At 37.7% G+C, this 10,236-nt stretch carries 16 protein-coding genes; 10 read left to right on the top strand and 6 right to left on the bottom strand.

Translation table 11 applies throughout. The features are described from left to right. A partial coding sequence (locus M901_RS14035; protein WP_021278859.1) for a D-alanyl-D-alanine carboxypeptidase occupies positions 1-277 on the bottom strand: 277 nt, incomplete at its 3' end. Continuing rightward, positions 270-524, bottom strand: a complete 255-nt coding sequence (gene yidD / locus M901_RS14030) for a membrane protein insertion efficiency factor YidD (RefSeq protein ID WP_021278854.1) — start codon at positions 522-524, stop codon at positions 270-272. The genes M901_RS14035 and yidD, both read right to left, overlap by 8 nt. A 60-nt stretch (positions 525-584) precedes the next feature. On the opposite strand from yidD, the gene nth reads away from it, so the two are divergent. From nth to M901_RS14015, 3 genes are read left to right on the top strand one after another with little or no spacing between them, the layout of a single operon-like run. Further along, entirely contained in the window at positions 585-1,238 is a 654-nt protein-coding gene (gene nth, locus M901_RS14025) for an endonuclease III (RefSeq protein WP_021278857.1), read from the top strand. After that, positions 1,238-1,921 carry an alpha/beta hydrolase gene (locus M901_RS14020; RefSeq protein ID WP_021278860.1) on the top strand — a complete coding sequence of 228 codons (684 nt, stop codon included), beginning with the start codon at positions 1,238-1,240 and terminating at the stop codon, positions 1,919-1,921. Before nth ends, M901_RS14020 begins: the two co-directional genes overlap by 1 nt. A 19-nt stretch (positions 1,922-1,940) precedes the next feature. Next, positions 1,941-2,741, top strand: a complete 801-nt coding sequence (locus tag M901_RS14015) for a DUF2797 domain-containing protein (protein ID WP_021278856.1) — start codon at positions 1,941-1,943, stop codon at positions 2,739-2,741. On the opposite strand, the gene M901_RS14010 is transcribed toward M901_RS14015, so the two are convergent. Next, complete coding sequence (locus tag M901_RS14010; protein WP_021278855.1) at positions 2,731-2,982, bottom strand: hypothetical protein; 252 nt, start codon at positions 2,980-2,982, stop codon at positions 2,731-2,733. The two genes, M901_RS14015 and M901_RS14010, sit on opposite strands and share 11 nt — an antisense overlap. Before the next feature lie 231 nt (positions 2,983-3,213). On the opposite strand from M901_RS14010, the gene M901_RS14005 reads away from it, so the two are divergent. The 4 genes from M901_RS14005 (at position 3,214) to M901_RS18245 (ending at position 6,893) form a co-directional block, all read left to right on the top strand. Beyond that, entirely contained in the window at positions 3,214-4,047 is an 834-nt protein-coding gene (locus tag M901_RS14005; RefSeq protein ID WP_021278866.1) for a hypothetical protein, read from the top strand. Between the two features lie 70 nt (positions 4,048-4,117). Beyond that, positions 4,118-5,356, top strand: coding sequence for a hypothetical protein (locus tag M901_RS14000; RefSeq protein ID WP_021278852.1), 1,239 nt, complete (start codon positions 4,118-4,120; stop codon positions 5,354-5,356). 14 nt (positions 5,357-5,370) lie between these two features. Then, the gene (locus tag M901_RS13995; protein WP_021278865.1) at positions 5,371-6,519 is read left to right on the top strand and encodes a lipoprotein; all 1,149 of its coding nucleotides are present in this window, start codon (positions 5,371-5,373) and stop codon (positions 6,517-6,519) included. 251 nt (positions 6,520-6,770) lie between these two features. Further along, complete coding sequence (locus tag M901_RS18245; protein WP_021278864.1) at positions 6,771-6,893, top strand: hypothetical protein; 123 nt, start codon at positions 6,771-6,773, stop codon at positions 6,891-6,893. A gap of 13 nt (positions 6,894-6,906) precedes the next feature. On the opposite strand, the gene M901_RS13990 is transcribed toward M901_RS18245, so the two are convergent. Then, a complete protein-coding gene (locus M901_RS13990) occupies positions 6,907-7,299 on the bottom strand; it encodes a hypothetical protein (RefSeq protein ID WP_021278858.1) in 393 nt (130 codons plus the stop codon). Between the two features lie 40 nt (positions 7,300-7,339). Between M901_RS13990 and M901_RS13985 the strand changes: the two genes are divergently transcribed. Continuing rightward, on the top strand, positions 7,340-8,200 hold the full coding sequence (locus M901_RS13985) for an alpha/beta fold hydrolase (protein WP_021278853.1): 861 nt from the start codon (positions 7,340-7,342) through the stop codon (positions 8,198-8,200). Here the strand turns inward: M901_RS13985 and M901_RS13980 are convergent. Beyond that, positions 8,185-8,859 (bottom strand): type 1 glutamine amidotransferase, encoded by a 675-nt coding sequence (locus M901_RS13980; RefSeq protein ID WP_021278863.1) that lies wholly within the window; start codon positions 8,857-8,859, stop codon positions 8,185-8,187. The two genes, M901_RS13985 and M901_RS13980, sit on opposite strands and share 16 nt — an antisense overlap. On the opposite strand from M901_RS13980, the gene M901_RS13975 reads away from it, so the two are divergent. Next, positions 8,858-9,313, top strand: coding sequence for a methylated-DNA--[protein]-cysteine S-methyltransferase (locus M901_RS13975; protein WP_021278861.1), 456 nt, complete (start codon positions 8,858-8,860; stop codon positions 9,311-9,313). The genes M901_RS13980 and M901_RS13975 overlap by 2 nt on opposite strands. Positions 9,314-9,376: 63 nt before the next feature. Beyond that, positions 9,377-9,793 carry a hypothetical protein gene (locus tag M901_RS13970; protein WP_034722389.1) on the top strand — a complete coding sequence of 139 codons (417 nt, stop codon included), beginning with the start codon at positions 9,377-9,379 and terminating at the stop codon, positions 9,791-9,793. Between the two features lies 1 nt (position 9,794). On the opposite strand, the gene M901_RS13965 is transcribed toward M901_RS13970, so the two are convergent. Continuing rightward, entirely contained in the window at positions 9,795-10,004 is a 210-nt protein-coding gene (locus tag M901_RS13965) for a hypothetical protein (RefSeq protein ID WP_021278862.1), read from the bottom strand. Positions 10,005-10,236 lie beyond the last annotated feature (232 nt).

Genomic DNA, 10,236 nt, shown 5'->3' with positions numbered 1-10,236 from the left:
TTTTTCCACGATATCCTAAAATAGTTTTAAATCTGTAGTCTGCCCCGAGTTTTTCTAAAATATAGTACGAGGCAAGAATTTTAAATGTACTTGCCGGAATAAAGCTCTTTTCTCCATTGATATTGAGAGTTTCACTACCTTTATGGATAATAGAAAGTCCCAATATGTCATTCTTACCTAAGTCACTCTTCGCGATTTTTTCGACCTCTGATTTTATACTGGCAAAAAGTTGTGATGATGAAAGAAGGAGTATTAAGATAAGAGATATTTTAAGCATTAGATTCATCTTCCTTATTTGAGTTCTTTGAAGTGTCATCAGGAACTGGATCAAGACCACCTTCACTAAAGGGGTGGCATTTACAGATTCTTTTGGCGCTAAGTGTAAATGCTCTATGGGCCGGAAACTTTTCGAAGCATTCCTTAGTATATTCTGAGCAACTTGGGTAAAAGCGACAATTCTTACCTAAAAATGGTGAGATAAAGACTTGGTAAAAGCGAATGAGAAGGATAAATATATTTTTCATAGCGCGTCACTAGGTTACTTCTACTTTCGTGAATGTTCAAGATTTGATAGAAATAGAGCTATGTTAAAAAAAGAAAGAGCAGAATATATTGTAGAAAAATTAGAAGAACTTTATCCGGAGACACCAGTACCTCTAGATCACACTGATGCGTACACATTACTCATTGCTGTGCTCTTATCCGCGCAGTGTACGGATGAAAGAGTAAATCAGGTGACGCCTCACTTATTTAAGAAGGCAAATAATCCCAAGAAAATGGTAAAGCTTACGGTTGAAGAGATTGAGAATATCATTCGTCCATGTGGACTAGCTCCTCGTAAGGCCAAGGCCATTCACCGTCTCTCTGAAATGATCTTAGAAGAGCATGCGGGAGAAGTTCCTGCTAGTTTTGAAGCCTTAGAGAAAATGCCAGGAGTTGGTCATAAGACCGCATCTGTTGTTATGGCCCAGGCCTTTGATGTTCCGGCATTTCCTGTTGATACTCATATTCATCGTTTGGCCCAGAGATGGGGACTGACAAATGGAAAGAATGTTGATCAGACCGAAAAGGATCTAAAAAAACTATTCCCTGAAGAAAAGTGGAATAAGCTTCACCTACAGATTATCTTTTATGGAAGAGAATATTGTAAGGCCAGATCATGTCACGGCATTGAATGTGAGATATGTCGTACATGTTATCCCAACAGAAAGAAACCAATGGAATTTAAGAGGGCCTAATGAATTTTGAAAGAATTGATAACTTTGATGTGATAACACAAAAGGGAAGTTCTTCAACGGCCGTTGTTGTTCTTCATGGGTATGGGGCAAGCTTTCAAGACTTAGCACCTCTCTATCAGTATCTCGATCCTAAATCAGAGTTAAACTGGTACTTTGTAGACGGGCCATTATCAGTTGATATTGGAATGGGGATGCGAGGAAAGGCATGGTTTCCTATCGATATGATGGAGCTGAATCAAGCCATCGTAAGTGGTAATTTTGAGCATGTCTTCGCGGATCATTCCCCGGAAGGGCTTGAACAAATTACGGACCAGCTTGAAGTCTTTATAAATAATTTAAAATCCCAGCATCAAGACATCTTCCTGGGAGGTTTCTCTCAAGGCTCGATGGTTAGTACTTCTCTAGCATTGAAAAATCCAAGCTTATTATCAAAGCTCTTTCTTCTATCGAGTACACTCTATGATCAAAAGAGATTTGAGGCAGAGATTGGGGGACTTAAGACTCTTGCAACTTTCCAATCCCATGGAAATATGGACCCTGTTCTTCCTATCAATATGGCAAATAAATTAAGTGAGATATTAAAGTCTCACCTTGAAACTTATGAGTATCATCCTTTTTCTGGAGGTCATGAGATTCCATTGAATGTCATTGATAGTCTAAAGGATTTTTTACATCGTAATTAAGGAAATAAGAGGTTAGATAATGTCGTACAAGGGCAATATTAGAAAGATGTCGACAGAGTTAGTGGATTCTAAAGCACTTTATCATTTACCAATGGGAGATGACAGAGTTGATATGAATGCTCTAGTAGGTCAAAAATTAAAGTTTGAATTTAAAGGACAGATTAACTGTATTCATACCGGAGAACAGATCAAGAAGTCCTATGGGCAAGGGTACTCATATAAGTCTTTTATCACGCTCGCTCAATGTGACACATGTATTGTTAAGCCAGAGCTTTGTCACTTTCATAAGGGGACGTGTCGTGAGCCTGAGTGGGGGGAAAAAAATTGTTTTATCCCTCACTATGTTTATCTTGCCGTTTCTTCTCATGTAAAAGTTGGAATCACTCGACACACACAAATCCCGACTCGTTGGATAGACCAAGGGGCCAGTTATGCTCTACCGATCTTAAAAGTCGATGATAGAAAGACTTCTGGTGAGATTGAAATCGAAATTGCTAAGAACTTTTCGGATAAAACAAATTGGCGAAAGATGCTAATGAATGAAGTTGCGGATGAGGATCTCGAATCTTTAAGAGAGCAAATCTATGACGATTTCGCAGATATCTTTGATGATTTTGATGCAGAGGATGTTGAAGAAGATATCACTCATATTGAATATCCTGTTCTGGAATATCCAACAAAGGTTAAGTCACTTGGTTTTGATAAGAACCCAATTATCGAGGGAACACTTCAGGGAATTAAGGGACAGTATTTAATCTTTGATACGGGAGTGGTTAATATGAGAAAGCACGCAGGTTATCACTTGGAGCTTACTTTATAATCTCGTCTTTAATACGCTTTTTAAGATCCTCAATATCTTCCTTAGTGGCCTGAGAGGCCCTATTATTGAGGGTCGTCTTCATCTTGTCTTCAATGACTTGCATTGTGGCCTGAAAGTTCTGGCAGTTCTTACACATTGAAATATGAAGCTTTCTCATAAGCTTTTTGGAGAAACTGAGCTCATCGGCCTCAAAGCGCTTATCAAAAACATCTTTACATGTAGGTATTCCAGGTATTTTCATGGACTTATCTTACCTTCTCAATAGGAATTATTCAATATAAACCCCTGAAAACTCTTGATTTTCCAGGTCTTAATGATTAGTGTTTGCCACTGTGAATTTGTTACATGAATTAAATTTCTTGAGTACGGACAAGATTTCTTGTGTTAGCAAAGGTTTAATTCGAGCAAAGAACAATATTAAGAGACATAAGAAAGAGAGACTTTGGCCTGGCCAAATTAAAGAGGAGAGACAATGAAAAAACTTATTCTAGGGATGCTTCTAGCATCAACTGTAAGTGCGAACACGATCGAAGAAGCTTCATCACTATATCTAAATAGAGGTGCAGATGCTCAAAATGCAGTAAAGGCAGCAGATATTTATAAGAATCTTGCTGATCAAGCTTCAAGTGAACTTGAAAAAGCAGCACTAAAGATTAAAGAAGCAGAAGCTCTATATTATGCAGGAACTTCTGTTAGTGGTTCAACTGACTATCAAGAGTCTTTTCTTGTTAGAGGATATGAAGCAGCAAACTTCGCAGTTCAAAGAACTTCAGGATTAGAAAAGGCCAATGCTCTTTATTGGTACTCGGCCAACCTCGCTAAGTATGGTGAACCAAGAGCAATTGAAATGGCGACAACAAGATGGCCAAACGAGCTTAAGCCAGCACTATTAGCAGGGCTTTCACTTGATAAGACTGTTCATAATTATGGTTTTTCAAGAATCATTGGTAAGGCGATGATTAAACTTCCATTCTCATCTAGTTCAGATGGTTTTGATCACCTTGAAGAAGCTTATGAATCAACATTAAAGAAAGTAAATATTGGTTCAAAAGAAATTGAGATTTCTGGACAAGTTAATAACGTTCTTTTCTACATGTGGGGAATCATGAAGCAAAAGAAAAAAGGTGCAAAGTACTGTAACGTTATTAAGGCCGCTTCTGCACTTTATAAGGGTGGAGATGAAGCTTACGCAGCTTATGACTCATCAATGATCCCAGAGACAAAGAGAGAACTAACTGCCTTTTTTAAAGGTGGATCTAAAGACGATAAAAAAGTTCTTAAGTACTTCAAAAAAATCTGTAAGTAAGAAAATTAAACTTTAGTTATAAGAGAGACCCTATATGGGTCTCTCTTTCTATACTCACGTGGAGTGAATAATGAAGAAGTGTATTTTTTTAGCGGCCATGATGACTTGTTTTGGAGTCTCTGCCGGAAATATCTCAGGACCAATTGGTCTTCCAGGAGCAAAAACACTACCTAAGGGTGTTAGAAATCTAAGTATTAAGGGTGTCTTTGCCCAAGGTTTAGAGAAGTATGATGGCAATGGAAATAGCGTTTCATTAGCTGATCCATTCTTTCAAAACTTATCGTTTGGGAATATTCTTTCAGGAACAGAAGATCCAAAGAAGCAAGGTGAGATTCTTGCGGCCATGAATAAAGTTGGTGCTAATGAATCTGATTCTTTTGGTTCTGCGACGGGACAGGTAAATCTTGATGCTACGGTAACTGTACCAGTTTTTGCTTGGGGATTAACGAGTAAGCTAACAGCGGCAATTGCTGTTCCTATTATCAAAACAAGCTTGAATGTGGATACTGGTGTTATTCACAATAATTCATCTCTTTATAATCAAGTCGTGAATGAACTTGGTTACGCTCCAGAAAAACAAGAAGAGTTTCAAGATAAAATGAATTCTCCTGTTAGTGAAAAATTAAAAGAGTATGGTTATAAGGCCCTTCGCAATGAAGATGAAACAAAGCTTGGTGATATTAAGCTTGTGACTAAGTATAAGACTTTTGAAAATAAACTAAACTCAGTTGTTGTGACTGGTGAGTTAACTCTACCTACGGGGAGAGAAGAAGACTTAAATAAGATTGTCGATCTTCCTGGTGGAGATGGACAAACAGACTTTGGGCTAAGTGTAAACTATGATTACTACCCAATGAATTGGCTAACTCTTTCTTCTCAAGTTTCTCATACCGTACAATTTGCTGATAAGCAGGCGAAGAGAGTTCCATTTTGGAGAGGTTCTAAACTGACTCCTTATATTGACGAAAATGTTGATAGAGATTTAGGAGATCTTTCTTCTGTTCAACTAGCTGCTCAAGCAAAATATCTAGGTTTTGGTTTTGGAACAAACTACGCTCTTCAGTATAAGGGTGGAGATAAGTACACTGGAACAAAGTTTGAGAAGAGCTGGTATGACAATATTGGTAAGGACACTATTCAGAGAATGGGAAGTTTTACCTTTTCAGCGAGCTATGACACGATTTCGCTTTTTAGACAGAAGAAGTTTCCCGTTCCACTATCACTATCAGTTTCACACTCGGTTATCTCTAGTGGGAAGAATGTCGTAAAAGATCCAATTACGGCACTAGACTTTACGATGTTTTTCTAAGAGAGGAGAGAATGATGTTTAATAGAATAGGATTTATTTTAGTTTTAGCTTCACTTCTTTCATGTAGTCGAAGTACAGATATTATTTCAGCACCAGAAAAGAAAGTTCAGAGAGTAAGTATCCAAGGTCTGACTGTAAGCGGTGACGACTTTGAATCAGATATTAGAGCGGTCACTCTTTTGGCCTATCCTAATGCACAGGACTTAAAGAACTTTTCGTATGATCTGGCGCCAAAATATGCCAATCTTCTAGGGGCTAAATTTAATAATTATAGAGCAGAAGGTTTTCCAGAGAGCTTTCTTCTCTCTGAGAGAGCGAGTAAGCAAAAGCTTGGTATCAGCTCCGCTTTAACTCCTAATGAGAAGTATGCGACAATCGTTAACCAAATTATTAGTATTGGTTTCTTAAGAGACTCTGCATTTAAGCAACAGCTTATTACAGAAGAAGTACAACTTGAGATTTACTCAGATATTGAAACACTCTTTGAAGACCTACTTTTCTTTCCTGTTATTGATGAAGACGGAACTTATAAGTTAGTTGCTGATGAAACAACAGAGGAAGAAGGAGAGTCATTCTATGATTGTGAGGAGTATACAGATTCAGTAGAAACACTAGTTGTAGATAACTCAACGAGCTCGACAAAGACGTCTATTGAGAATCAATGCCAATCATTTGATAAGGCATCTTCTCAGGTTGAGTTTTTAATTAACCAAGTTTACGGACTTGGAGAAGGTTATGTTCTTCAGTTACTAGATGCTGTTCAAAAAGATATTGGAAGAAACTTTCTGACAACGACAATGGCCATTGATAGAGATACTGATGAGTATTCTCAGCTCACTCTAAGTGAAGATGGAAACACTGTTGAAGAGCTTACTCTCTTTGTGGATATTAATGATAAGAATGGTTATAACGAGTATAGCCTTGAGAATGGAAAGATTAAGAACTTAAAATTCTATAAAGGTGAATCGGGAGCAAAGGTTCTTGAGTTTGAGATGGTTACTGATCTCTACACTGTTAAGACTAAGCTTGGAATGAGTGTTATGGACTACTACGATCTACGTTTTGTAGGAGATGCAACTTTCCATTATAAAGATGGTCAAGTGAGAGAAGGGGTCATGAAGATTGAAGTTAATCGTGCTTCAGATGATGACTGGGATTTCTAAGCTAAGTATTTAAATTTACATATCTAAAGAAGAGGGACGTAAGTCCCTCTTTTTCTTTATAAAGCGCCAAATGTTGGCAAATTTTAAAACTTCTTACACAATTTAAGAAAAAAACTTCGACGTAATATCAGGCGATTGAAGAGCATTCGATCAAGAATAAGTAAAGAAAACACAAATATCACCGACAAATGTCAAAACATATTAAACTTTATAAAAGCCAGCGAGGGACTTTTTATAAAGGGGCAAGGCATATGACTGAACTGGAATTTGATTTAACGATTTTTGAAGAACTACTAGAGCAGGCGACAGAGCAAAAAGCAGCTGAGTTTTTTGAGGCCAAGATCAAGTTACTGGCAAGTGATACAGAAGAATAGAATCCGATAGGGGCTAGACGACAATCTCAATTGAGAGTTTGTATTTAGTCCCAAGATTTTCCAAAATCTCTTTTAATTTCTTAACAGGGATCACATTATCAACAACAGAGAATTTATTATTAAGTGGTAGGCGACATTTATTATCACATGAGACATCACTGGTTGCGATTTCTACTTTTGTGATACTTTCGACATTTTGAAAGCCTGAATACCATTTAAAGAACTCTTCTAATTTTGCACTTAGGTCGTTATAGAATTGAACCTCACTGTCATCGAGATGATAGAGAAACCTTCCCGCATCCATTTGCTTTCCATTGACGATGATGTGCATGACACCGCGAGAATTAACATGTAAACTATTATTCATACATTTAGGACAATACATAATACCAACCTTTTCTTTCATTATATTATAGTCAAAATGGAAAGTTTTTTAAGGAGAAAAAATGGAGCCAGTTAAAAGGACGATAAATACTCGAGATGGTGTCAAGCTATACACTGAAACTCTTGAGCGTGGCTCTAAGTATTGGCTAATCGTGACTCATGGAATAGGTGAGCATCTTGGTCGACATTCTTATATGAACAACCTTTGTGGACATGATGTTAATGTCTTTCAATATGACTTGAGAGGCCATGGGAGAAGCACGGGTGAGAAGGCTTATATAAGTGACTTTACAAAATTTCATGATGACTTAGAAGATTGTCTTGAATATCTTAAAGAGAAGTATGGCATGGAAAAGTTTATTCTCTTTGGACACTCTATGGGAGCTCTTATAACTCTTGGTTTTGTTCAAAAGAATAAAAGAGAAGATCTGTCTCCGGAAGGTGTGATTGTTAATGCTCCTCCGATTGGTTTTCCTGGGGCCCTTGGGAAAGTTGTCGATTTCCTACCTGGTTCAGTTTTCCAAAAACTTGCGAATTTTAAGCCAAGTATTCCCCTTGGCGGTTTAGTAGATTTAAAGAATCTTTCTCATAACCCAAGCGTTATTGATGATTATCTGGCTGATGAGTTTAACCATCTCAAGCTCCATACAAAACTGTTGATAGAACTTGCGAAAAATTCTAAAGAAGTGGGGCGCCGAAAAATAAATGCAGGGGTTCCGTCATTTTGTTCTTATGGAACAGGGGATAGAATTGTTGGCGTTAAAGAATTAGAAACTTACTTTACGAAGACAGAGAAGAACTTCGTACTAACTCCATTTGAGGGAGCTTACCACGAAATTCATAATGAGTTAGATAAGTATCGTAAGCCTTATTTAACTTATCTTAAAGAAGTGATCCGATCGATTATCTATCCAGCGCAGTGATTGTCTACAAGTTCAATGAACTTCTTGATAACTGAAGAACCGCCGTCAAGACCACTTTGAATTTGCTCCGGAGTGAGATCAACTTCAATATGTGACTTTACGAAGTTTCTTGAGCCCTCTGGGTGTCCTTGAAAACTAAAGAACGGCAGCTCTTTATGGGCGAGACCATCATAGAAGCAGTCTGGAGAAGTACTTAGGTGAACAAAGCCCTCTGGAAGATTCTTCACTTCATAGTGATGTGTAATAAAAATATTAAATTGAGAGTCTTTTTCAAAGCCGTAGTGTGATGTTAGGATCTCTTGCTTTCGAATACCTTCAAAGCACTTATTATCTGGAGTAACGAGATCGATAGTTGCACCAAAGGCATCTGCCATCAACTGGTGACCAAAGCATATTCCCATCACTGGAACATTTTTAAGAAGCTTTTCTTTCATTCTCTTGGCAAGATCAACCTGCCACTCGAGTCTATCACTAACATTTGAATCACTTCCAAAGATGATATAGCCGGAAGCCTCTTCGATGAAATCAAGTGATTGACAGCCTTCCTTTGAGACCCAGTGGTAAGTAAAGGGCTGGTTAAACTTCTCGACAAGCTTATTCATACAATTGTACGATGGTTCACCGATAGCACAGTCAATAATAGCAATAGGATTTCTCATGCAACTTACCTTTAAATCTGAATTTGGAATGATAAAAATTTCTGGGTGCGAAAGATATATCAGAAGTGTAGAAATTGTAAAAGAAGATAATAATATTGACGAAAAAAATCTTCCTGAGCACTTTTTCAAGGCGCAAACTCAGCTACGTGAATTCTTTTCTGGTGCGAGAAAGGAATTTGATCTTCCTTTAAAACCAGAGGGAACAGAATTTCAACTTGCAGTGTGGAATGAGATGTTAAAAATCCCATATGGAGAGACGGTTAGCTATGGTGAGATTGGGCAGCGAATTCAACGCCCAAAGGCCTATCAGGCCATAGGAAGTGCCTGTGGAAAGAATCCAATTCCATTTATTATTCCCTGTCATCGGGTGGTAGCTGCAAATGGTATAGGCGGATTTTCTTTGGGACTTCAGTCAAAAAAGAATTTATTGAACCTTGAGAGCTGCTCTAACTAGTTGATATTTATAAAAACGGAGTTTTTGACTCAAGTAATGTGAGTGTAGTCCGATAAGTAAGGCATGAGTGCAGCACCTAAACAGGACATTCAAAAAGCAAAAGAGAAAGAAGAAAGCTCTAATGCAAAAGTCGTTAAACTTGAATTTACGGCCTATGATGAAGCGAAAAAGGCTCCTGCATCTTCTTCTGTTAGTGAGACAGAACTTTCTGGTGAGGGTGCTAAAATTCATCACTTGCCGACTTCTGCTGCAAGCCCAGTAAGTAATCGAGGAGAAATTGATACCCTCGAGGCTCAAGTTAAATTAATAGCTCTATTTAGTAGTGAAGCAAAGTTGCTAGAAGCTGAAATGAATAAGCTTATCAAGGGAGCCTATGCCAAGGCCCCCGGTGCTAAACCATATTTTCTAAAAATGAAGAAACTGCTGCAGATGCATGCAGATATTGAAAAGATCTTAGAAAAAGCAAAAGAAGTGAAGTAACCTAAGCTAGGTGCTTCTTCCCACCTTTCTTTCCACCTTTTCCACCATTTTTTCCACCGCCTGGTGGTGGTTTAATTGGACCCTCATCATCAACTGGAATACTCTTTTTCTTCGCAATTAATTGAACAGACTTAGAATCCGTATCTACATTAGTAGCATTAATAGTCATTACTGAAAAAACTAGCGCTGTCGCCATTAGAATTACTTTCATATCTCACCCCATGAATATGTATTTAACATGGCATGCTATGAGATAAGCGTCAAATGTGATTGTAGAGTTTTCTTTGCTAAGTATTTGAAAGTTAAATAGCTGTAAGAAAATAGTATGAAATGACAGAAGAAATATTTTTACCAGAGTGGATATCAATAAAAAAGGGGCCTCTTTGGCCCCTACTTTTTATGACGTTATTCTGTAGTTTTCAGAAATTTTTCAAGAAAGTTCA

The sequence above is a fragment of the Bacteriovorax sp. DB6_IX genome, from assembly GCF_000447775.1.
GTDB lineage: Bacteria > Bdellovibrionota > Bacteriovoracia > Bacteriovoracales > Bacteriovoracaceae > Halobacteriovorax_A.
Note: the sequence above shows the minus strand (reverse complement) of the source record. Positions and strands in the feature narration are given on the sequence as shown.